Below are 24,250 nucleotides of genomic sequence, written 5' to 3' on the forward strand. Positions count from 1 at the left end.
ATATGAAAATAGTATAAAATATTCGTTTTGCGCTGTCAATCTTTCGGCACAAACACGACGGTCTGCTGCGGGATATCGATATTCGCCGCCTTGACTTCAAGCGTATCGTTGAGTTCATATTTTTTTTGCGGTGCAATAAATGTTTGCATATCGAGCGACGGAATATAGAGCTGAACCTGTTTGTCTTTTTTATCGACGCACACAGCTTCCCCCGTCCGCTCGGGATTTTGCAAGAGGTATACGAGCTTCCAGTGCGTTTCGCTGCACCGCGACGCTTTCCGTGCGGCAATCGACGCGATATCGCCTTCGCTGATGCGCGTAAGCATATCGTCTTTGTCGATGAGCGGCCTGCCGGCCATAAACGCGCGCAGCTGTTCGTGTGCGATCAAATCGCCGTAACGGCGGAGCGGGCTCGTCACTTGGCTGTACATCGAAACGCCGATCGCAGCGTGAGGCGCGGGCGTAATGCCGACGCTGCGCTTTCGCATACAGCGAAGCAAACGAAAGTCGCCGGCAAGTCCCGGAGGCAGATCGGAGGGGATAGCGGGCGCTTCCTGACTCACGTACGGAAAGGGAATATTGTTTTTAAATGCGAAACGCGCCGCGCCTTCTCCTGCAAGGAGCATCATCTCCCGCACCGTATCGCCCGATTCGTAGCGGATTTCCGGTTCGATCGAAACTTTTTTCGTCTCTTCATCGACACTGATATGCACTTCGGGCAAATCGACGGAACAGGCGCCCGCCCTCTTCCGCCGTTCGATATTACGTTTTGCGATATCGAACAAGGGTTTCAATTCGGGCGAATCTTTCATCTCATCCGCTTTTTCATAGGTAAGGCGCTCGACATTGACAAGTGTTTTAAAAACCGCGCAGTCGGAAATGCCGCCCTTGTCGTCGAATAAAATCCGAAACGAAAGCGCGCGGCTCCTCTCGTTCAAACCGAGCGCGTAATCGGCAAGGGAAGTTTCGGCGAGCATGCGGCTCGTCCCCTCGGGCAGATACAGCGTCGTTCCGCGTTCTCGCGCGGCTTTATCGATCGAACTGTCGGGCATAACGCTGGAAGCGGGATCGGCAACGTGAACCCACAGGTATTCACCGTCCCACGAAATCGCATCGTCGGGATCTTCCGACCACGCGTTGTCGATCGCGTATGCCCTGCTTTGCACGAAAAGCCGCTCTTCTTCGGGCGGAACGGCAAGCCCCTCGGATGCCGACGTCATCGAAAGCCCGCAGCGTGTCGGATACGGATTTCGCGTAAGGGGCCATACGCCCGTATCGATGAGCAGCTTGTGCGCCTTTTCGGGCGTCTGCGAAAAACCCGCCTCCGCCATAGCCTTCGATTTGTCGGTCTGACCGAGCGCGAGAGATTCGACTTCGCTCATATACTTGGAGTCGCCGGGAAGTTCGAGTTTTTTTTGTTTGAGCCGCTTGATAAAGGCCGCGCGCAGTTCTCCTTCGTGCGCCTTTTCGTATGCCTTTTGTTTTAATGCCGCTGTTTCCTCTTCGCTCCGCGGCACAAAGGCAAGCGTACCCGATTTAAAAGATGCGGCATCGAGGGCAAATTCATCGCTTCCGGAAATCGCTTTATAGACGGCAAAACTTTCGTCCGCCGAAAAAGACGGGCGCATAAGCTCGGCGATATCGGCAAAAGGGACGGCCGACGATGCGGTGCCGGGATCGGATCGAAGCAGTTCGTAAGCTTCGGAAAGCTGCGCGGAGAGCGCGCCGTCGGAAAACGAAAGGAGCGCATCGAGACTCGAAGCGGGACCCGCATGCAGAGGCACGATATCTTTTTCACGCACTTTCAGCGATACGTATGATTTTTTTCCCGTCGCAGCCGCCGAAGGACAGTATTGAATCGCATATTTTTCACCTTCGACATCGGTGACGAGGGCGCATTGATTTTTATAGAGCACGACCGCATTTTTTCGAATCATACGGAAACTATACCGAAAACAATTGTGTTAGTAAACGCGAACGATTGCAAACTCTTGTGCCGTTAAACGATTGTCCGGGTTGCTCTCTTCCGTCATTCTCCGAGCAGCGCGTTCGGCAGCCACGTGATGAGCGGCGGATAATAAGCGCATAAAAACAGCACGGCGATAAGCGGAATCAAAAACGGAACGATAGCGCGGTACAGCCGTTCGAGCTTTACTTTTCCGACGTCGCCTACGATAAACAGACATACCCCGAAAGGAGGAGTTACCTGACCTATCATAAGATTCAATACGACTATCACACCGAAATACACCATATCCAAATTGAAGCGCTGCGCAATCGGAATGAGGACGGGCAGCATGAGCGTCAGTATTGCGCCCGGTTCCATAAACATGCCGAGCACCAGCAAAATAATATTGATTGTTAAAATCACGATGCCGGGATTGGTACTTACGCCTGCGATAAAGTCCGCGATTTTTCCGGAAACGCCTTCGCGTACCAGTACATACGTAAACAACGTAGATGTACCGATGATAAACAGCGTATTTGCCGAAGTGACGGCGCTGTCCAAAACGCACTTTATAAAGGATTTCCGATCGAGCGTCCGGTATACGAAGATCGCAATGACGAGCGCATACACGACGGCGACGCACGAAGCTTCGGTCGGCGTAAACAAGCCCGCGGTAAATCCGCTCAAAATGATAAGCGGCGTGATAATCGATAAAATGGAACGCGAGAATTCGATTATTAATTTTTTTATATTGAAGCGCTCCCGCGGATAGCCTCTTTTTAATGAGATGATAAGCGTCAGGATCATCATCGTCGCGACGATCAATACGGCGGGTACAACGCCGCCGACAAACAATTTCGATACGCTCACGCTCGCGATCGAACCGTAAATGATCAACGGAATGGACGGAGGAAAGATCGGCCCGACGACGGAAGACGCGGACGTCACCGCTGCGGAAAAATCCCGATCGTAGCCTTTCGACGTCATCGCTTCCATTTCGATCGTACCGAGCCCGCCAGCATCGGCGGCCGCGCTGCCCGACATTCCGGCAAATATCAAACTCGCGACGATATTCGCATGTCCCAATCCGCCGGGAATCCAGCCTACAAGAGAATTCGCGAAATTGAAAATCCGGTCGGTAATCTTTCCGGCATTCATCAGATTTCCCGCAAAAATAAAAAGCGGAATCGCTATCAACAAAAACGAATCGATGCCGAAAACCATCTTTTGTCCGATGACCATGAGCGGATAGCCGAGGTTAAGACAACCGATAACGGCGCTCGCGCCGATGGAAATGCTGATAGGCATGCCGATCAATAAGAAAACAATAAATACCGCAAAAAAAACGATCATTTTCCGTCACCTCTCAGCTGCTTCGATTTTTCGATGATATTGTAAACGGCTTTCAATACGAAAAAGCCGCCGCTTACGGCAAGCGGTAAAAACTGCCACATTTTTGAAAAGTTCGGCATCGAAGAATAATACTCCGTAACCACAAACGGATATAAACCGCAAAACGAAACGATCATAACGATGCCCAAACCGAGCGTAACCGCGTGCCGCACGAACCAAAATACCGTGCGCACCTTTCCTTGCGTCCTGCTGTAAATCATATCGATCGATATGAGCTCTTCTTTGTCGTATAAAACGGTGATCCCCAAAAACGCCATCCACAAAAACAAAAGCCCCGCAAGCTCCGTCATACCGCGAAACGATTTATTGAGGACATTACGGATGACAAGCTCGTTGAGCATGAGCGCCACGATTCCGAGCACGGAAACGATAAGCAGCACACACACAATTTTGATAAAACCGTCAAGAATTTTTTTATACATATTCATAGCGTACGCGCCTTAAAAAATAAATTCTTTGCTGTGTCAGTTGGACGGCGGGTTTTGAAAAACATAATTTTATTATATCGATACTTTCAAAACCCGCCGTTTGAAAACTATTTTGCAAGCTGATCGACGATCGACTGATCGTACCAGCTTTCGGACGCATAGCGGGCGTAGTATTTTGATCCGCCCAATTTATTTTTAAAACTCTTAATATCGGGATTCATATCGAATTGGACACCCGCCTTTTTCAAAACTTCCATCGCGCTTATATTGTCCTGCGCGATAGTGTCGAAAGAATATTTTGCGGCAATGACGGCCTGCTCTTTCAAAATTTTCTGCTGCTCCGCGCTGAGCGATTTCCATTTCTTTTGATTGACGGCCATCGTACATCCCATCCACATATAATTGATAAAACTGTAATACTTGATGTCGTCATAGGTCGCATTCGCCACGAGATGGTAGGTCGCATTGTCCTGCGCTTCCGCCGTACCGTTGGAAAGCGCGATCGCAAGCTCGTTCAGCGCAAGCGCAACCGGCGTAGCACCGAGCGCCGACCACACATCGAGATACATTTTGCTCGTCGGAACTCGAATCTTCAATCCCTTTACGTCATCCACCGTATGGACGGGACGCTTTGTCGTCGCAATGTGACGCATACCGTTATCGCCTTCGGCGAGGTATACGAGACCGACCGACGGAAGGTTTGCGAATATCTTTTCGCCGATCGCGCCGTTTACTTTTTCATACGCGTCTTCCGCACTCGAAAACAAAAACGGCAAATCGAGAATTTTCGCCTTGTCGTAAAAGCTCGTAAATCCCGACGTACCGGCAAAGATGACATCGATCGTACCCATGCGCGTCGACTGCAGCGCTTCCGCATCGTTGCCGAGTTCGCCGCTCGAGTGCACGTCCATAACGATAGTACCGTTCGACGCCGCGCGGACGAGTTCGGCATACTTTGCAATCGTCTTTGTCGGTACGCTCGTCGCGTTGCCCGGAGAATAGACGATTAATTTAACCGGTTTGCTTCCCGATTTTTTTACATCCGCGCCGAAGACAGCGCTTCCGATACTCACTGCGGCTAAAACCGCCGTAATCGATTTTTTCATATTTTCCTCCTAGTAAAAAAATAAATAAACACATTAACAAAATTACAGTGAACGAAATTCTCGCCGAAAGCACGGCTTCATCAGTTTATGCTTTCCGAACCCGACATCAGACCTATAAGACATCGGCGATATCGCGTATCGCATTTTCGACGATCTTTTTTTGTTTGGCGGAAAGCGGCGCGAAAGGTTTACGGCACGGACCGATATCGAATCCCTGCAGCGAAAGCGCATACTTTGCAGCCGGAAAAACGTTCGTGTCTACAAAGGCCTGTACGACATCGTTCAGCCTGCACTGTGCCGCGTGCGCTTTTTCGTTTTTACCCGCCGCAAACGCATTTCGAATCGCAAGGAACAATTTCGGACAAACGTTTACCGTCGTCCCGATCGTCGCCGTCGCCCCTGCTGCAAGCGCACTCGCATAGATTTCGTCAAACCCGTTTATCAAAATTTTTTCGGGATACGCTTTACCTATGCGTTCCAAATCGTAGAGATTCATCGACGTATGTTTAATCCCGACAACCCGCTCGTTTTTCAGCAGAGGGTTTGCCGTCGTAAATGAAATGCCGGTAAACTGCGGGATATTGTATACGATGATTCCGATATCGACAGCAGAAAGGATATCGAGATAATATCGATTGATCTCCTCCTGCGAATAATGATAATAGATCGGCGGAATCGCGGATACCGCACAGGCGCCGGCTTTTTCGGCATGCTTTGCCAAGTCGATCGCGCTGCGCGTATTGAGAGAGCCGACATGCACGATGACCGGCACGCGGGCTTCCTCCAGCACGACTTCGGCGATCGTCTTCCGCTCGTCGTCGGAAAGCAAGAGCCCTTCGCCCGACGAACCGCAGCAATAAAATCCTTCGACGCCCGAATCCGCTTCGTGCCGCACCAATTTCCGCAGCATAGTCACATTCAGTTCGCCGTGTTTATCGTAGGGCGTCAAAAGCGCCGAATACACCGCCGAACGATCGAGTGCTTTTTTTACCATGCAGTCCATCCTCCGTCCATAACCAAATTGGAACCGGTCATATATTTTGAAGCGTTCGACGCAAGGAAAATAATGGCACCGTTATATTCGTCGGCCTGCGCCATACGTCCGACCGGCATACGGTTGCAATAATTTGCCTGAAACTCTTTGTCCTGCGTATCGCGGAAGACACCGGACGGCGTAAACGTGTTGACGCGGATCCCCTGCTTTCCCCAATACGTAGCGCAGTAGCGCGTAAGATTGTATATGCCGCTTTTCGCAGCCGAGTATGCAACCGGTTTAATAAACGCGATGCCCGTCTTTTCTTTTTTGTACGCATAGATGTCCTGCACAGGACTCACCATGCCGTAAATGGAACCTATATTGATAATCGAGCCGCTTTTTTTTGCAAGCACCATCCGTCGACCGACAGCCTGCGTCATGAGAAAAGTACCGACGAGATTTACGTTTACGACTTCGCGGAACACTTCTTCCGGAAAATCTTCAAAGGGACCGGACACTTCCGGAGGCGCGCTCGGCTGCGTATCGATACCGGCATTGTTTACAAGCACGTCGGGAGTTCCCCATTTTTTTTCGAGCGTATCGAGGAACGCATTTATTTCGCTTTTGCTTTGAATATCGACGGCGCACGGAAAAATGCGGCCGCTTTTTGCAAGTTCGCTTCCGAGCACTTTTTCGATTCGCTCGGCGCTTACGCTGCGCGCGACGACGGCAACTTTCGAATCGCGGCGATGGAATTCTTTTACCAGTTCCGCGCCGATCTGCCCCAACCCTCCGGTGACGATCACGATCTTATCGGAAACGTCGAATAACGGATCTTTCATTGTATCAAATCTCCCGGTTAACATCGTTATAAGATTGCCCTCTTGTCTGACAATCTTACAATAATATTCTACACCGTATTTTCAAATTGTCAAGGAAAAAATACGTGAAATTTTCGAAAAAACGCATAAAAAACGGGAATCGTCTCATTGACAAATATAAAAATGTATTATAGTCTGATGTCAGACAATATGAAACCGATTATGCGAATTTCCGTTACGTCGCAAATTGTCGATTCCATAAAAGAATCGATTGAAAACGGACAATTTCCGGTCGGAAAAAAACTTCCGGCCGAATTGGAACTCTGTAAGCTGATGTACGTCAGCCGCTCATCCGTTCGAGAAGCTCTGTACCAGCTTCAAGCACAGGGATATGTCGAACTGATAGCGGGAAAAGGCGCCTTCGTCCGCAGCAAAAAACCGAACGACAACTACGAAGCCATACGGCAATGGTTTATTTCAAGCGCACCGAATCTGGAAGATTTTATAGAAGTCCGCCTTGCCATAGATCCGCTCGCCGCATCGCTTGCGAGCATCAAGGGAACGGAAAAAGAGATACGACAGCTCGCCGACATCCATGAACAGTTTGTCAAAGCGAATACCACGAACGACGTTCCGCGCCTCGTATCGCTCGACGAACAGTTTCATTCGCAGATATTAAAGATGAGCCACAACGTGTTGCTGAAACAGATAAGCGAACTGCTGCTCAAAGAATTAAAACAATACCGCACGATGTCGATCACGGCAAAAAAGAATTCCGACAACACCGTCGCCGAACACGGTGCCGTCATGCAAGCGATCGCTTCGAGGAATAAAGGAGGGGCGCAAAAAGCGATGATCCGGCACCTGCATAAAGTGCGGGAGGACATTGACGCCGTCATCAATAAAAAACGGATATCACATAAACCGCACTCAGGCTCTTAGGGCAGTATCTCGTAGGTTTTCGGAAATATGACGCCGTTGACGATCCACACATCGGAAAAATCGGGACTGCCGTCTTTTACCGCGCACACGATATAATCGCCATCTCCGTGAGGAACGCCGTCACGATTCGCGGTAAGCATTTCACCCCAGCTCGTTTTTACGCGGAACTGCATATCCTTCGGAACGAATATCGCAAAGTACTCGGAACCGGGAAGCGTTTTTACGCGCAATTTCGTATCGACGGGAATATCGGCTTCGGAGAGCACTGTACCGTCGAGTTTTCGGTACGTCTTTAAAACCTTATCCGTTTTCGAAAGCCACTCTTCGCCTTCCGTGCCGGTAATGATGACACGGTTGTCTTCAGGTTTAACATCGTATCGTACGTCTTCGAGCTGATTATAGACGCTCACGGGAACCGACGATTTTCTAATCGCCACTTCATAACTCCGCTTCGTCACTTTAATAATTCCCTTCGCCGAAGCGATATCGGAAACCGGTTTTGTCTTTACCGTCGCACACGAAGCCAACAGAGCCGAAATCGCGATCACCGCAGCCGTAACATATTTTTTCAAAATTTCTCCTCCTTGAATTACCCTTATTGAATTGACAGTACCGCCGCATTTTTTCAAATCATGCACCGTACGTATACGTCCAATAAAATCCGAACGACCACGCCGAACGGTTTTTGCCGTCGAAAGCGGTACGGTTTTCGTAGTCGAAGTCTGCTGTAAACGAATGACGAGGGGTGAGCAAAAACGTAAACTGGGGACGGATATCGAAAATAAAGCCGCCGTTGTAATCCTTCGTGTGCGCGTATTCGGCATAGCCCGAATCGTGCCATCGCTTATCGTAGGACCCCCAAGCAAGCGACGACCAACCGCTCAAAATCATCTTGGAGGAAATTGCAAAGCGCGCGAGGATGCCGGCATAAACGGCAGGCGTATAGTTCCGATCTTCAAACCAATTTATGCCGCCTTCGGGACGCAGCGTCAAATCGACCTTCGGAAAACCGATCGTAACCGCCGCTCCCGTCGTCCACGCCATATCGGTTTCGCGCTTGTCCGTATCGATAGAATCCCAGCCGAACCACGCATCGACGGAAAATTTTTTCGTAAACACAAGCGATGCACCGGTATACAGATTCCCGTCCTGTTGGAACAGTCCCTCGTATGCAAACGCCGCACGCAAAAAATCAACAGGGTGTACTTCGAAACCGAAATTAATAATCGGAGCATCGGTATTTGCACCGCTCGGGATCGCAGCTCCTATTTGAAACAGATCTCGATAGCGGTAGCGCGCACCGATCGCCGTCTTTGCGTATTTGTTTGCGACGGGAACGAAACCGACGACATCGTAGGAACCGGGCGCATCGGGGGTATACCGATAACGGTGAGCCGAGCCGCTCCACACGTTCCAATCGTCGCCTCCGCGCGCCACTCCATGCCGGTCGTCGTACGCCGTACTGAAACCTCCGGCGCGTATGTGCGCATCGGCTTTCCACACCCAATTACCGTAGCCGGGAGCGGGGCCGACCGACCAGTTGAGTTTTGTGCCGACACCGGCATCGAAGCCTTTAAACGGATGCATCAGAAAATTGATATAATACGAATCCGACCGCGTGTTCAAATGTCCGTTCGCGGCGTTGTTATACGTTACACCTGCGGGCGCTCCTATGCGGTGCACGTTGTTCGTATCCTCTCCGCCGTTGTAGTAGTGGTACGAAAGCGCCGAACGTTCGGTATTTTCGAGCGAAAAATTATCGAGTGTATTGTTACCGTCGTTCCAGCGCGCAAGCGCACCCCAGTTGATCATACCGTCGATCGTAAAAATACCGACGTCTACGCGGGCTTGGAGCGTATCGATAATGCCGTAATATTTAGCTCTTTGAGAGCCGAGCGGTCCGCCGAATCCCGTCCACACCGTATTTTCAACTCCCGTTTTTTGAAGGACTTGAGCTTGAACCGAAGCGGCGATAAAACCCGCTGCGGCAAAAATCATGCATAATTTTTTCATAGTATATCTCCCGATACAAAGGACACATTCGAAGGCTTCCGCTTTCGGATATGGCCGTGAATCATCTGCGAATTCTATATAAAACGGAATGAGCCGTCAATGGGGTGCTTATAAATAAACAATCCGAACGGCGCGGAGATAAAAAAACCGCCGCATCGCTGCGGCGGTTTTGCAACCGATAAATCGGTTTACCACTTCTTTTCGACTTTATCGCAGATATTAGGCTCACCTTCTTCCATAGAGAAGAATTTCGCCTTTTCCATATTCGGAACGAAGTTGAGCGTATCGCCGAGACGGAAGTCCGCACTTGCCGACGTTTTAACGATAAGGTTTTGTCCCTTATTCGTAACGACATAGAGGTGCGTTTCAGAGCCGAGCGGTTCTTTGTTCGTAAGCTTCATCTGCATATTGTTCGACGCGGCAGGCTTTTCAGAAAACGCGACGTCTTCGGGACGGATGCCGAACGATACTTCTTTGCCGACGAAAGCTTTCAGCTCTTTCGCCTGCGCGTCCGTCGGAACGATTTCAAACGAACCCTCGTCACACACGATCTTTCCGCCCTTTTCGGCGACTTTGACCGTCATAAAATTCATCGGCGGCGTACCGATAAATCCCGCAACGAATTTGTTGATCGGAGAATTATACAGATAGAGCGGCGCGCCGATCTGCTGAATAAATCCGTCTTTCATAACGACGATCTTCGTACCGAGCGTCATAGCTTCGATCTGATCGTGCGTAACGTAAATCATCGTCGCCTGCAGCCTCTGGTGTAAAGAAGCGAGTTCGGAGCGCATCGTAACGCGGAGCTTCGCGTCGAGGTTCGACAGAGGTTCGTCGAAGAGGAATACTTTCGGATTGCGGACGATTGCACGGCCGACTGCGACGCGCTGGCGCTGACCGCCGGAAAGCGCTTTCGGTTTTCGGTTCAAATACTGCGTCAAATCGAGCTGCTTTGCAGCATCTTTTACGCGGCGGTCGATTTCCGCTTTGTCCATTTTGCGGATCTTCAAACCGAAAGCCATATTGTCGTACACCGTCATGTGCGGGTACAACGCATAGTTTTGGAACACCATAGCGATGTCGCGATCTTTCGGCGGAACATCGTTCATCTCCACGCCGTCGATGTACAGCTTGCCTTCGGTGATGTCTTCAAGACCCGCAACCATGCGGAGCGTCGTTGATTTTCCGCAGCCGGACGGGCCGACGAAAACGCAAAATTCTTTGTCTTCGACCGTGATATTGGCGTCGGTGACGGCACGCGTCATGCCTTCGTATACTTTTCCGACACCCTTCAGTTCAACTTTTGCCATAAAAGGCCTCCCTTGGGGTTATATTATAAGAATAAGTATACGGTAAAAAATATGAGCTGTCAAACGATTTTTTTTAAATCGGCAAAACAATCATAAGGGGCCGTTTTATCAAATATAAATCCTTTTTCATTCCATTTCGGAATAACGTCGACATGCGCAAAGACAACCTTCGCTTTATCCGTAAATCCGTTATGGGAAGTAAATACATACTTAATTCTATTTAAATCCAGTTTTTCCTTTAATGCTTTCAAGGATTCAATATTCATTTCACTGTTGCAGTTGAACAGATCAAAAAAACACCATCCGCCGTCTTGATTCAGCGCAATGGAGTCTCCCGTAAAAAGCAGTTCGTTGTCGATTAAATACATTAAATGCCCGAGAGTATGACCGGGAACTAAAAACGGCTGAATTGTCAAATCACCGACGGAAACGGTTTGGCCGTCTTTAAGAAGGTGATAATTGTCTTTTATTTTTACGGAATTTTTTAATCCGAACGGGCCGATTTTTTTACGATATACGGTATTTGTCAGATAATTTTCTTCAATTTCGCCGAGATAAATTTCAGCGTTAATAAAACAATTCTCACAACGAATATCCAAGCCGCCTGCATGATCCGGATCTGCATGTGTAAGAAACAGCGCCTGAACCGCTTTAGGATCGATTCCGATTTTTTTACAGCCCGGCAAGAGAGAAGGATGATTTTTGTACCCGGAATCTATTGCGATCAGTGTGTTACCCTTGCGGATAAAAAAGATATTGACATCGTACTCTCTTACGCAGCTTACCGTTTCCGTCAATTGCCCGGTTTCAGAAGGATGGAAAGCTCCTTTTCCTCTGTACAGTTTCGGAACAACATGAATTGCAAAATAGTCCATCAAACTCATAAAACACCTCTCGCACAAATTTTATCGTAGGCTATACGCCACCGCGTCACCTGCGCTCAGCTTTACGGCGTTCCGTCGGTCGGCGTGAATTTTTTCGTTACGTCTTTTATAAACGACACTGCGATCAAAATCATTACAATCGAAATGGGCAGAGCGGCGATAATCGAAACCGACTGTAAGCCGTGCAAGGAATTTTCCGAAAAAATCAAACCGATGGGAAAGATGATAAATACGATCGCCCAAAATGCACGCATCGCTTTATGCGGCACTTCCCCCTGCGAAATCGTCCGGTATGAATACATCGAAATGACCATCGTCAGCGAATCAAATGTCGTCGAATAAAACATCAAAATCGTCACTATCAGCAGCAAAAGCGCACAAGTCGGAAACGGCAGCGTTTTGATAATCGACACGATGACATAGGGCATCGGAATACCACGGGCGAGATTTTGCACCGCGTCGAAAACTCCGTGCATTTTGAGCGCAAGACCGTAATTGCCGAATACGATGAACGAAGTAAAGGTACCCGCGAGCCCCGCAATATATACGCCGAATACGACATTCCGCACCGTACGTCCTTTACTGACGGTCGCGATAAAAAACGGAGTTGCAACACACCATACCATCCAGTATGCCCAATAGAACACCGTCCAATTTTGCACAAACCCTGTTTTTCTGAGCGGATCGGTGTACACGGCAAGCGGAATAAAATGGTGAATCATATTTCCGAGCGCGGTAAATCCCGTTTCGAGAATATAACGCGTTTCGCCGCCGAATATGCCTACCCAAAAAAGGAAGGCAAAAAACACATAGATGCACAGCTTCGCCATCAACATGATCCCTTTAAACGAAAAGAGCACCGCTATCGTATACAACACGGCGATGCAGATAAGCATACCGACGGACAGCAGTGCGGAATCGGGAATGCCGGTGATGCTGCTTACCGCGGCGCTCAAAAGCGGCGTCGCAAGCGAAAACGTCGTCGCCGTTCCGGCAAGCAGCGAAAAAATCGCAATAAAATCGATAAGGCTCCCGCACGCTCCGCCGATCTTATCGCCGAAAAGCGGGCGGCACGCTTCGCTGAATTTTTGACGCGTCCTCCCCTTTACGTAAATCATATATGCAAACGCAATCGCAAGCACGATATAAAAACTCCACGGAATCGGCCCCCAATGAAACAGCGGATAAACCGACGCCCATTCCTGCATACTCCCCAAATCGCCGATACGCTTTTCCTGCGCATACAGCGCCCACTCGATAAACGAATAATACAAAATATCCGCCGCCATCGTACTCGTAAAGATCATCGAGCCCCACGCAAAAAGCGAATATTCGGGCTTTGCCGTACCGCCGAGTTTTATCGTACCGATTTTTGAAAACGCAAAAAACAAAGTCAGTACGACGCTCGCAATACCGAACGCGAGATAATAGATGCCGAGCGTGTTTCCTATCCACGCACGCGCTCCGTCTATAACACGTTTGGAAACATCTGGAAAAAAGATAAACACGCAGCACAAAAACGTAACCGTCAAAAACGGAAAAACGATAAGCGGTATGTCGATATTCTTTTTACGCAGCATCGATGCCGTCGGTATGTTCACAATGACGACTCCTTATTAATAATCAGCCTTCGGATAATCCGAGCGAAAAAAAACGTGAAAGCGCTATAGATGAAAAATCGCGGGCATACGCATACTGCGCGCGTTCGTATTCGTCAAATGAAACGCCCTTTTTCTTTTTATATTCGCACCAGTACGTCCATAAAAGCGCACAAGCGGCTACATAGCACGTAATCTTCGCGCGGTTTTCGGCGGGACACTTGCATTCGTAATAAAGATCGATCGTCCTGTCGATCTGCGCAAGATCGTATCCGGCATAGATGCAAAACATTGCGATATCGATATCGCCGTCGCTCATCGCCGCATATTCCCAATCGATCAAACAAAGCGTACCGCCTCTGCAAAATAGAAAATTATCCTGTACGGGATCTATATGGCAGAGCGTACGGCGATGCGGCAATTTTTTTAAAAGCGGCCTGAGTGAAAGCACGCGGCTCCGCGTTTCTTTCCATCCGTCGAACGGCAGAACGGTCGAACGGCAGAGCTTTTCATACGCGGCAAGTTTTTCGAATACGTCGAATTGCGCGCTTACCGAAAGATCGAGCGAGTGGAGCCGCCGGAGCAGCTCCATACACCGCTTCGTGTCTTTTACATTTTGCGGATTACAGGGGCGGGCATCCCGTACAAAACGTTTAATTTTATATCCCGTATCGGGTTCGCAAAACACGACGTCATCCGTAATGCCGCAGCCTGCGACCGCCCGATACGCTTCATATTCCTGCATGCGGTTGATAAGACTGCGCGTACCCGCTCCCGGCACGCGCAAAAGATACCGTTCTTTGCCGAGAAAAAACAATATCTGATAATTCGTCATACCGCCCGAAAACGATTCGTGTCTGCCGGTAAATGCACCTCTCACATCGAGCACGCCCCGCTCTTTCAGAGCGCAAAGCGTATCGTGTGCATCGTCATAGGAGCATCGCAGCTTTTTTGCCAAAACGGACGACGTAACGCTGCCTTTTTGCAGCGCAAGAGAAATCGCCGTCCACTCAAACGGACCGAAACGGTACGGATTCTGCGAACTGCTATGTTTTCGCATCCAGCACCATCTGATAAAATTTTTCCGCCGTTTTGCGGCATTCGACGAGCTGATCGAATTCGTCCTCTTCGTCTTTGCCGTAGATGCCCACTTCAAAGTCCGCAGGCAAATCGAGCGGCGCTTTCGCCACATACCGTGCGATTTCATTCCAATCCATCGTACCGTGTCCCCGCGCGTCCATAGGCACCCAATGTGCGTCGTGTTTCAATATTTCCGCATCATCGTCCGTCAACGCTTCCGGAATGGAAGCGTTTTCCTGTAAGTGAGTCGCAAAAGTTCGACTGTAATATTTTTTCAAAAAATAATTAAAATCATGACGACACTGCAGCGTTGCATGTCCGGAATCGAAGGCGAAACCGAGAAAATCGGAATCGTAGCGATCGAACATACGATCGAACGCTTCTTCCTGTACTTGCCACGGCGTTACGATCAAATTTTCGAGCGCACAGCGAACGCCTGCAGCTTTCGCATACGGGGCAAGTTCATCGAAAGACTTGCACACTTGCGCATAATAATCCTCTTTATCTTTTTCGCTTTCGGCAAACAGTTTCCACGGAAGCTGCATGTGCAGCACCATAACCGACGCACCGATGTAGGTACACAGATCGACTCGATTTTTTAACAAATCGACTCCGGCAAGCCGGCAGTATTCGTTCATCGACGTATAATCTTTGCGGATGTCGGTCAGGCGATAACGGTTTCGGAAAATCTTTTTTCCGTCTTTATCGATAATCGTACGCCTGCCGCCCTCGGACGCATGAATCGTATGTGCCTTTAAGCCGAGTCCGTTCAGCAGATCGCGCGCTTGAAACATTTCGCTTTTGCTGTAGATATACTCGCCTTCCCAATCGTGAATCCACTGCGTATGCGTAAAGCCCGCTTTTGCGATATTCGTAACCTGCCGCTCTATCTCATTCCAATTGTGCAGATCGTTGTTATAATCGCTGTTTACCGAACTGAGCAATTTCACCGCAACACCTCCGCATAATAATCAATAATAGACTGCCGTGCCGGAGAGGACACGACGCACTTAAGCCGTCTTTTCGGCAGCGGCTTTTTTATTCATCGCGATAAGAATAAAGCCGAATACGAAGCCCGCAGCGGAAAGGCAAACCATCGCAATCCAGCAGTGGCGATAGCCGGCAAAGGGAGTCGCGGTACCGGCATATCTATCGACCATTGCGCCCGACACGGCGTAGAGAAATATTTCGACGGAATACGTTACAAGCGAAATAACTCCCGAAGCGGTTCCCGCAAGCCGCTTCGGCACACCGACTTCGTCGATCGTCGAAAAATAGAGCGCTTTGATGCTGTACAAAAAAAGGCCGTAGCAGATAAAGTTCGCTACGATAAGCGGCACCGATTTCGCTCCGACGGGAATGATAATGTACATCGACGCAAAGACGACCATACCGATAAACGCATAGGCGATAAATCTGACGCGGCTTCCGACTTTATCCGAGATAAGCCCTGCCACAAAGGCGCCGATCATCATCATACCGTAGGTACGGACAGTATTGAGAAGCGCAACCGTACCGGCCGGAAGGCCGAACGCGTTCGACATATATCCGGTGATGTATCCGTGAAAAATAAGCGCGGAATAATTACACACGCCGAGAAGTCCCGCGAGCCACACGCGCGGCATCTTCGCGACTTCAAGAAAATCTTTCCAATTAAGAGCATTTTTTTCCTGCACTTCTCTCTGTGCGGGATTATCCTTTCCGAGAAAAAGAATCGCGAGGACGCCGGCGATAACAAGTCCGACGCTGTAATACATAATCGTATTTTTCATGCCGCCGATATCGTTACCGGCTCCCGCCGCATTGAACGCTATGACGGAGCCGAGCGCGGCAAGCGTACCGATAAGTCCGCGTCCCCCTTCGAGCGAGCCGAACAAGCGTCCCTGCTCTTCGGGACCGCCGAGATTGTTAATCGATTTGACCATAGCCGCCCAAAACGTAAACACCGTCGTTATCGCAAAGATCGCATGGATGACGACGAGCCATACGAAGCCGGGCATCATATAGTACCAAAAACCCGCAAGCGCAGTGCCGATGCATGAAAATGCGATCAATCCCCGCGAACTGAATTTATCCGCAAGCACACCGCCCGGAAAATAGCAGATAAAGTTTACGATGCCGTATGCGCTCATAAGGATGCCGAGCTGCGCCATCGTAGCTCCCGTCGCTTGTGAAAGCGGCTCCATGTACGTTTCGCGCAAATACGGCAGTTTGGTAATAAGTCCTCCCGCAAACGCCACGACTGCGATCGTCAGCCACTTACGCAATGTCGATTTGGTCGAATCAGCCACAGTAAAACCTCCTTATATCGATTACGAGGTTAATTGTAAGGCCGATTCCCGAAAAACGCAAGGATTTTATTATTTAATAATTATTGAAAAATTATTGAAAGTTTCGAAAAAAATTCAATTTTTAGAGGAGTTTCATTATATATCCGCATCAAACGTGCAATTTAAAACGCGTTCAATCCGCCGGGCTTTACTTGAAAATGGCTGAACTCCATCGAAAACGACGCCCTGCCCTGCGTCGCCGAACGGAGACTCGTCGAAAAACCGAACATCTTCGCCATCGGTGCCTGCGCGTGAACGATTTCGCCCGTCTGCTTCGAATCCTGTCCGAGGATAATGCCGCCGCGGCCGGTCATCTGATTCATCGCGTCTCCGACGAATTCTTTCGGACAGGAAATATCGACGTCCATAACGGGTTCGAGCAATTCCGGTTTTGCGGCCGAACACGCTTTGTCGAAAACCGCGGCGGCGCACGCTTCAAATGCGAACGTCGTCGACGTCAATTCGCTGTAATCGACATCGGTTACGGTGACGGCGGTATCGGTACAGGGATAACCGAATTTGATTCCCGATTGGAAAGAACTTTCGAACGCGCTTTCCATCGCTTCGAAAATTTCGTCGGGGATATCGCCCTTCTTTACGGTACACGCATAGGAGTTTCCGGCTCCTTGAGGACGAGGTTCGACGTGAACCGTTATGCCCGCCGTATTTTCTTTTCCGCCGAGCACTTTGCTGTAGCTTTCGCTTGCGTCCGCGCTTGCGGTCACCGCTTCGCGGTAAGTCACTTGCGGAGAGCCGACACGGCACTTCACTTTAAAATCGTCCTGCATGCGCGTGACGAGTACATCGAGGTGCAGCTCTCCCATGCCGCTGATTATCAGCTGACCCGTTTCCGCGTCTTCGTGATACGTAAACGTCGGATCTTCCCGCGAAAGGATCGCAAGCGTATCGTTCATCCTGTCGCGTTCGGCGAGCGATTCGGGTTCGAGAGAAACCGATATGACCGGTTCGGGAAACTGCGGTTTTTCGAGGAGCACCGGCATCCCCTCGCTGCCGAGCGTGTCGCCCGTCTGCGCGAGTTTCAATCCGATAAACGCTGCGATATCACCTGCAGCGATACTGTCGATCGGCTCTTCTTTGTCCGCGTTGATTCTGAAAATTCTGTTGACTCTCTCGCGCTTTTTTTTGTTCACGTTGTATACTTGCGTGCCGCTCGCAATTTTTCCCGAATACATGCGCACAAAGCACAGGAGTCCCATATTCGGATCGTGCTGAATTTTAAACACCAAGCCGACGGCGGCCCCGCTTTCTTTACACGGCACTTCGATCTTTTCTTCTTTGTCGCGCTTTATGTGCAAACCGACGGCGGGCGGCACTTCATCGGGTGCCGGAAGATAATCGATAAGTGCATCGATGAGCGGCTGTACGCCCTGATTGCGGCGGGCGCTTCCCATCACAAACGGAACGATTGCACGCGCTATCGTCTCTTTGCGGATCGCATTTTTCAGCTGCTCCGCCGTTATCTCTTTTCCTTCGAGGTATAATTCCGCAAGAAAATCGTCGGCCGATGCGACCTGATCGACGAGCTTCGCCCGCCATTCGTCCGCTTTTTCTTTGCGTTCGGGAGCGATATCGGAAAATGAAAAAGTTTCTCCGTCATCGTCTTCGTTCCAGCGGATTTCCTGCATCGTCAAAAGATCGATGACGCCTTCGAAATCGCTTCCTTCGCCGATCGGAATCTGGAGAGCGACGCATTCGACTCCGAACTTTTCGTGCACGTCTTCCATCGAACCGAAAAAGTCGGCGCCGACGCGATCCATTTTATTCATAAAACACAGGCGCGGCACTTTAAACGTGTCCGCCTGACGCCACACCGTTTCCGTCTGCGGCTGCACGCCGTCGACTGCGCAGATGACGGCGACCGCACCGTCGAGCACGCGCAGCGAGCGCTCGACTTCGGCGGTAAAATCGACGTGCCCCGGCGTATCGATGATATTGATTTGAAAGCCTTTCCACTCGGTCGTCGTCGCCGCACTCGCAATCGTAATGCCGCGCGCCTGTTCCTGCGGCAAAAAATCCATCGTCGCCTGTCCGTCGTCGATTTCGCCGATTTTGTGAATTTTTTTCGTATAATAGAGGATGCGCTCCGTCGTCGTCGTTTTGCCCGCGTCGATGTGCGCCATGATTCCGATATTTCGTATTTTATTCAGCTGCATAAAACGAGTATATAGAAAAGAGAAAGAAGGGGCAAGCGAACGAAGAGCGGGCCGGAGTTTGTTATCGTGCGAATTAATATCCTGCGCGCTATTTTTCGATTTTGCCTTTCCAGCTCATAATGCCGCCGATATTGACGACGTTCGTATATCCCATCGACGAAAGTTTTCCGGCGGCAACACGGCTTCTTTGTCCGCTCCTGCAGTACACGAGAATTTTTTGATTTTTATTTTTCAAAATGCGCGCGGCACTCTCTTCGGTAATCGTTTCGTTCGTTAAGAGGACGGCCCCCGGAATGTGACCCGCCTTGTACTCATCGGGACGGCGCACGTCGACGAGAATAAAATCCTTTTCCGTTTCCATAAGCTTTGCAGCTTCGTCCATCGAAATCGATGTGAATTGCTCTGCCGCCTTTTTTTCATTTTCTTTTGCAAAGCATGAAAAAAACATTATCGCCCCCATAAAAATAATAATTCCTATCGTTCGTGTATTCATATTTCCAATCCTTATCAAAATAGTATATGATCCGTGTCAACAACACCGGAAACCGTATTTTCCAAAAACGGCATATAATATAAAAATCGGCTGCACTTCCAGCAGAAGCCCTCGCGTTCGACGCGGCGATTACAAAACCGTGCCGATTGCGTCGAGAGACGGTAATATGCACATCGCGATTTTTTTCATTTCATCGTCGGGTGCAATTTTATCGGGCACCATGATGCACGAAAGTCCCGCTCTGTACGCGCTCCGCATACCGTTCGGCGAATCTTCGATCGCACAGCAGACATCGGGCGAAAGACCGAGCGATGCGCAGGCGCGCTCGTAGATTTCGGGATCCGGTTTTCCGCGAGCGACCGTATCGCCTGTCGTAAGCGTTTCGAAAAAATCGATAAAGCCGGCGTTTTTCATCTGACGGCGTACGGCATCTCCCTCGGTGGAAGAGGCAAGCGCGACGCGGTAGCCTTTTTTTGTCAAATATTCAAGCGCCTCACGCGCGCCTTTCATCGAAGGAAGCCCCTCTTCCGTTTCGATTTTATTGAACAACACGGCGATGCGATTCATAAATCTATCGGCCGCGGATACGCTTTGCAAATCGTGTTCGAGCGAGGCACGGGTGTCGGCATAATTGCATCCGCGATTTTTTTCGATAAGATACTCGATATCGGCAATGCCGTACTCTTTTGCCGCTTTACGCCACACAAGGTCGCAGACGGTTTCGCTGTCGAGCAAAACCCCGTCCATATCGAAAATCACTGCGGCAAAAGTTTTCATCATCATCGGTGTTCCGGCGCTTAGGCTTTTGCCGTCCAGAGTCCGTGCTTATTGCAGTACTCGTATGCCGCAATCAATTTGTCGCCCGAAGCAAGCGCAAACGACGCTTCGGGTTTTTCTCCGGGTTTAAGCGACTTGCGCTGAACACCCTGTTCTGTTTCTATCGCGATCCACTGAATATAGTGGTCGGCTTCCATCGGATGGACGGCGGAACCGACTGCAACGTGAACTTCGCTGCCTTTTACCGTGATGACCGGCACGTGCTTTTCCTGCGCAGCATCAGTCGTGTTCGCTTTCAGCTCCTGCATCTCCTCTCCGCAACAAGACGGAAGGCAGCCTCCCTTGTGAATCATGCTGACGATTGTGCCGCAATGTCTGCATATGTAAAATTGCATAGTGTCCTCCAAGACATAGTATCATATATAATATACCGAAAAAACAAAAAAAAGCAAATAATTTTATTTTTGTTTTTATTTCACTTTTTTGCTCATTGACGGAAATGCGCGGTTCGAGTAAATTTTTACCATGCATAAAAAAATCGAAAGCTTGTATCGTTTCCATATAACGGCATCCCGCTTCTTTGCAAACGGTAAAAAAATTATTAAAACAAATATGCGCCGCGCTCGTACGGTATGTACGGTTCTTTTTATTGTCTTTTCCGCCCTTCCCCTCTCCGCTTCCCGCCGCGCCGTTTTTTTGTGGCAGGGCGTGCGGAGTATGAAAAACTGCGATTCGGTTATGTTTATGAGCAAGCCCGAAAACGCAAACGGGGCAGCTCTCATCATTTGTCCCGGCGGAAGCTATCACCACTTGGGTATGTATAACGAAGGGCACTGTACTGCAAAGCGATTCAACGCACTCGGCGTTACGACTTTCGTACTGCGCTACCGCGTCGCCCAAGGAGGCGCTCATCACCCCGCCCAGCTCGAAGACATACAGCGGGCGATCCAGCTCGTGCGCGAAAATGCGGACGACTACGGCATCGATCCCGACAGAGTCGGCGTAATCGGTTTTTCCGCAGGCGGACACTTAGTGACGATGGCAGGCGCCTTTGCCGAACGCGACAACGAACTTGCAAAACTCGGTATCGATGTGAAAGGAAGCCTGCGCCCCGACTTCGTTATGGCGATCTACCCCGTCGTTTCGATGCGCGACGATATCGCAAACAAGTGGTCGCGGAAAAGCCTGCTCGGAAAAAACATGAGCGAAGAACGAAAAGAACGCTTTTCCATGGAAAAGCAAATCCCTCCGACAATGCCGCCGACATACATCCTCGCCTGCCGCGATGATCCCGTCGTCAAATTCGAAAACAGCCGTCTCCTGTACGCCTCTCTCAAAGCGAAAAACATACCGTGCCGCTTTGCGCAATACGAAACGGGCGGGCACGGCTTCGGCATGCTCGACGGCGCTTTTATGAAAGAGACGCACTGGAACGAAGACATAGAGGCGTGGTTAAAAGAAAACGGCATGCTGCAGAACTAGCATATATCCGAATGAAAGCCTTTCTCGTAGTGCGTTCCGTAGACATGACTTTTGCTTTGTTTTGCATAGTTTTTTGAGACTGTGAAGACCTTTCTGGCGCCTTTTTTTTATTTTGTAAGCTTTTCTAAGCTCATCATCAAGCCCCATGCTTGTCGGTTTTCTTTGTCGATTCGTTGATTACCTTAAACTTCAACGTATTGATTACCGTCACTTCCGCTCCGGCTTTCTCAACCTGATTCTTGAAGACCGTTTTGCTTCAGGGAAATCTAATCGGTAGTGTGTTCCATTCCGCTGGAAACTTCGTTGCGAAGTTCCCATTCAGTCTCTTACGATTTTATCATGCCCCCATTATTTTTTTATTTTGCGGTGCCCGTATAGTTTTTTTATAAAAAATTATTCTTTAGTTCTTTTTCCAAATCGGACGGTAACTTTTCATGCATGATATCTTTCCATGCTTTTATAAGCTGTTTGGGTTTTACAACATACGGATCAACGCCGATGTATTTAATTTTTTTATTTGAAACCAAGGATTTTGCAACAGCCATTGCAGCTGCGACTCCTTGTTCATACGGGCGCTGAGTGCTTAAACCTTTTACCATTTTTTGGCGCAACATATTCATTGAAATATCATGATCAAGATCACATGTGAACACGGCAATATCCAATCTTTTTAAATCGGTAAGAGCACGAATCGCTTCAAGCGCAGGCTGATCCCATGAAATATATAAACCCTCGATTTCGGGGCATGAGTTAACCAAGTCATAGCAGGTTTTGTATGCGTTTGAAATCGAGATAAATTTTTCACATGCAAAAATATTTACATTAGTATAATACTCTCTGACAAGTTTCTCCGCTGTAGAATCTCTTATCTGTGTTCCGTAAAAAGGTATTCCATGGACAAGAAAACCCACCGTCACATGTTCCCTTTTTTTGTAATATTCGCCAAGCAGTGTTCCGACATTCCTTCCGTTTTCGTTTTCATTTACCGAAACACATGAAACATAGGCGTCGGCATTAAAACCGGCGGGAACATTGCTTAAAAAAATAAGTTTCATCTGTTTTGACAATTCCGTAAATTTAAGAGACGTAAGATTATCATCGGTAGGTATTGCGATCAGAGCGTCGGGTTTTTGCAATCTAATCGCATCCAGCTGTGCAAGTTGTAGTTTAGGATCGAAATCCGCATCCATAACGGATATTACCGAAATTCCAAGATTTCCCAGGGTTTCTCTGATCCCTTGTTCGTGCAATCTTGCCCATGCGGTTCCTCTGTAATGAAGAGAAATCGCAACCTTGGGTTTTTTATTTCTGATAATCTCTTTTTCCCTTTGCGTTAATTCCAATTCTTCGGGTGCGGTTGCTTTTTCTCCAAATGGCCCCATGCTGATCATCTGTATAGATTTACCTTGTATAATTTCAATCGGTATGACAATCTTCTTTGTTTCGGGTCTTTCACCTTGTAAAAGTTTCATCATAAGGACATTCGAACTTTCTATAATTTTTGAAACATTCTGTTTTAATACAGTCAACGGGGGAGAGTACAATTCACTCCAAGGAGAATCTCCGTATCCGATAACGGATATGTCTTCAGGGCAATCCAAACCAAGTATTTGAAGGACTTTAATTAACGACAAGGTAAGATTGTTTCCGCATGTTATGCAGGCTGTAGGTTTTATGTCTTCTAAAAACGTTCTGATCTTATGCTCTTGATTTTCCATAAATTGCTCCGAGTCAACGGTAAGGACCAAAGAATCTCTAAAGAAAACATTGTGCTCTGCCACGGCTTCTCTGTACCCTTCAAGCTGTTCTGAAGCCCTCGATGGGTCATTTTCTAAAACAATAAGAGCAATGTCATGATGTTTGCAGATTAAAAGCTGCTGTGTACTAAGGTAGACGGCCTTTTTATAATCGGAAATTATTTGATATATGTTTTTAGAGTTAAGTTTTCCGTCCAAAAAAACTATGGGTTTGTTTATTTTTATTAAACGTTTATAATTTGCAATGTTATTTGTAGTAGGTATAATAAATATGCCTGCAATAGTTTTATCGGCAGCTAAAGAAGTAAGTATATCTTTTTCTTGCGATATGTTATTACTCGTAATCTCCACGATAAAGCGGTAATTATGTGACATGAAATAGATTCCCAGCATAGTGGCAATTCGAAGATTTACGGTACCGGAAAGATTGGGTAATAATAGGCAGATCACGGAACATTTGTTTCGCTTTTTCAAACCGGTATCTTTTATGTTGTCAGTGACATACCCCAGCTCTGCAATAGCCTTAAATACTTTTTCATTCAAGTTCTCGGCGACAAACCTTGTATGATTTATTGCATGAGAGACGGTTGCAATCGATACCCCCGCTCTTTCAGCTACATCCTGTAAGGTAACTTTTTTATTATTTGCCATCGGTATTCCTCAAATTTTACGTAAAATAATAACATATGATTGCATAAAACACAGAGAATAACAAGGA

21 protein-coding genes are annotated in these 24,250 nt (G+C 48.6%); 2 read left to right on the forward strand and 19 right to left on the reverse strand.

Going from position 1 to position 24,250, the window contains the following annotated elements; genetic code table 11:
- Positions 1–35: 35 nt before the first annotated feature.
- The 6 genes from IZU26_RS00955 to IZU26_RS00980 all read right to left on the reverse strand — a co-directional run bounded on the left by IZU26_RS00955 (position 36) and on the right by IZU26_RS00980 (position 6,713).
- Entirely contained in the window at positions 36–1,937 is a 1,902-nt protein-coding gene (locus IZU26_RS00955; protein WP_433276057.1) for a ribonuclease catalytic domain-containing protein, read from the reverse strand.
- A gap of 92 nt (positions 1,938–2,029) precedes the next feature.
- On the reverse strand, positions 2,030–3,301 hold the full coding sequence (locus IZU26_RS00960) for a TRAP transporter large permease (protein ID WP_021329581.1): 1,272 nt from the start codon (positions 3,299–3,301) through the stop codon (positions 2,030–2,032).
- The gene (locus tag IZU26_RS00965) at positions 3,298–3,783 is read right to left on the reverse strand and encodes a TRAP transporter small permease (RefSeq protein WP_231364277.1); all 486 of its coding nucleotides are present in this window, start codon (positions 3,781–3,783) and stop codon (positions 3,298–3,300) included. The genes IZU26_RS00960 and IZU26_RS00965 overlap by 4 nt, the downstream gene beginning before the upstream one ends.
- A gap of 113 nt (positions 3,784–3,896) precedes the next feature.
- Complete coding sequence (locus IZU26_RS00970) at positions 3,897–4,895, reverse strand: TRAP transporter substrate-binding protein (RefSeq protein ID WP_021329579.1); 999 nt, start codon at positions 4,893–4,895, stop codon at positions 3,897–3,899.
- Between the two features lie 112 nt (positions 4,896–5,007).
- On the reverse strand, positions 5,008–5,889 hold the full coding sequence (locus tag IZU26_RS00975; protein WP_187384630.1) for a dihydrodipicolinate synthase family protein: 882 nt from the start codon (positions 5,887–5,889) through the stop codon (positions 5,008–5,010).
- Positions 5,883–6,713 (reverse strand): SDR family oxidoreductase, encoded by an 831-nt coding sequence (locus tag IZU26_RS00980; protein ID WP_433276060.1) that lies wholly within the window; start codon positions 6,711–6,713, stop codon positions 5,883–5,885. Before IZU26_RS00980 ends, IZU26_RS00975 begins: the two co-directional genes overlap by 7 nt.
- A 177-nt stretch (positions 6,714–6,890) precedes the next feature.
- Here IZU26_RS00980 and IZU26_RS00985 point away from each other — a divergent pair, with 177 nt between their 5' ends.
- Positions 6,891–7,634 (forward strand): FadR/GntR family transcriptional regulator, encoded by a 744-nt coding sequence (locus IZU26_RS00985; protein WP_433276062.1) that lies wholly within the window; start codon positions 6,891–6,893, stop codon positions 7,632–7,634.
- Here the strand turns inward: IZU26_RS00985 and IZU26_RS00990 are convergent.
- The 12 genes from IZU26_RS00990 to IZU26_RS01045 form a co-directional block, all read right to left on the reverse strand.
- Positions 7,631–8,206, reverse strand: coding sequence for a hypothetical protein (locus IZU26_RS00990; protein WP_433276063.1), 576 nt, complete (start codon positions 8,204–8,206; stop codon positions 7,631–7,633). The two genes, IZU26_RS00985 and IZU26_RS00990, sit on opposite strands and share 4 nt — an antisense overlap.
- A gap of 58 nt (positions 8,207–8,264) precedes the next feature.
- The gene (locus IZU26_RS00995; RefSeq protein WP_433276065.1) at positions 8,265–9,647 is read right to left on the reverse strand and encodes a hypothetical protein; all 1,383 of its coding nucleotides are present in this window, start codon (positions 9,645–9,647) and stop codon (positions 8,265–8,267) included.
- A 188-nt stretch (positions 9,648–9,835) separates the two neighbouring features.
- Positions 9,836–10,957 (reverse strand): ABC transporter ATP-binding protein, encoded by a 1,122-nt coding sequence (locus tag IZU26_RS01000; protein ID WP_021329570.1) that lies wholly within the window; start codon positions 10,955–10,957, stop codon positions 9,836–9,838.
- A 59-nt stretch (positions 10,958–11,016) separates the two neighbouring features.
- Positions 11,017–11,841, reverse strand: a complete 825-nt coding sequence (locus tag IZU26_RS01005; RefSeq protein ID WP_433276067.1) for an MBL fold metallo-hydrolase — start codon at positions 11,839–11,841, stop codon at positions 11,017–11,019.
- 62 nt (positions 11,842–11,903) lie between these two features.
- Positions 11,904–13,442 carry a BCCT family transporter gene (locus IZU26_RS01010; RefSeq protein WP_433276069.1) on the reverse strand — a complete coding sequence of 513 codons (1,539 nt, stop codon included), beginning with the start codon at positions 13,440–13,442 and terminating at the stop codon, positions 11,904–11,906.
- Positions 13,443–13,464: 22 nt separating this feature from the next.
- Positions 13,465–14,595 carry a choline/ethanolamine kinase family protein gene (locus tag IZU26_RS01015; RefSeq protein ID WP_433276071.1) on the reverse strand — a complete coding sequence of 377 codons (1,131 nt, stop codon included), beginning with the start codon at positions 14,593–14,595 and terminating at the stop codon, positions 13,465–13,467.
- Entirely contained in the window at positions 14,486–15,469 is a 984-nt protein-coding gene (locus IZU26_RS01020; protein ID WP_021329582.1) for a sugar phosphate isomerase/epimerase family protein, read from the reverse strand. Before IZU26_RS01020 ends, IZU26_RS01015 begins: the two co-directional genes overlap by 110 nt.
- A 60-nt stretch (positions 15,470–15,529) precedes the next feature.
- Entirely contained in the window at positions 15,530–16,810 is a 1,281-nt protein-coding gene (locus IZU26_RS01025) for an MFS transporter (protein ID WP_310822785.1), read from the reverse strand.
- A gap of 161 nt (positions 16,811–16,971) precedes the next feature.
- Positions 16,972–19,023 (reverse strand): elongation factor G, encoded by a 2,052-nt coding sequence (gene fusA, locus IZU26_RS01030; protein ID WP_433276074.1) that lies wholly within the window; start codon positions 19,021–19,023, stop codon positions 16,972–16,974.
- Between the two features lie 88 nt (positions 19,024–19,111).
- Positions 19,112–19,516: a rhodanese-like domain-containing protein gene (locus IZU26_RS01035; RefSeq protein ID WP_253725293.1), complete on the reverse strand. Its 405-nt coding sequence runs from the start codon at positions 19,514–19,516 to the stop codon at positions 19,112–19,114.
- Positions 19,517–19,645: 129 nt separating this feature from the next.
- A complete protein-coding gene (locus tag IZU26_RS01040) occupies positions 19,646–20,299 on the reverse strand; it encodes an HAD family hydrolase (RefSeq protein ID WP_433276076.1) in 654 nt (217 codons plus the stop codon).
- Between the two features lie 14 nt (positions 20,300–20,313).
- Positions 20,314–20,688, reverse strand: coding sequence for a desulfoferrodoxin family protein (locus tag IZU26_RS01045; protein WP_433276078.1), 375 nt, complete (start codon positions 20,686–20,688; stop codon positions 20,314–20,316).
- Positions 20,689–20,818: 130 nt separating this feature from the next.
- Between IZU26_RS01045 and IZU26_RS01050 the strand changes: the two genes are divergently transcribed.
- Complete coding sequence (locus IZU26_RS01050) at positions 20,819–21,775, forward strand: alpha/beta hydrolase (RefSeq protein ID WP_433276080.1); 957 nt, start codon at positions 20,819–20,821, stop codon at positions 21,773–21,775.
- Between the two features lie 383 nt (positions 21,776–22,158).
- Here the strand turns inward: IZU26_RS01050 and IZU26_RS01055 are convergent, their stop codons facing one another.
- Entirely contained in the window at positions 22,159–24,183 is a 2,025-nt protein-coding gene (locus IZU26_RS01055; RefSeq protein ID WP_433276082.1) for a LacI family DNA-binding transcriptional regulator, read from the reverse strand.
- Positions 24,184–24,250: the final 67 nt, after the last annotated feature.

The sequence above is a fragment of the Treponema sp. SP13 genome (genome assembly GCF_050938355.1).
Lineage (GTDB): Bacteria > Spirochaetota > Spirochaetia > Treponematales > Treponemataceae > Treponema_D > Treponema_D socranskii.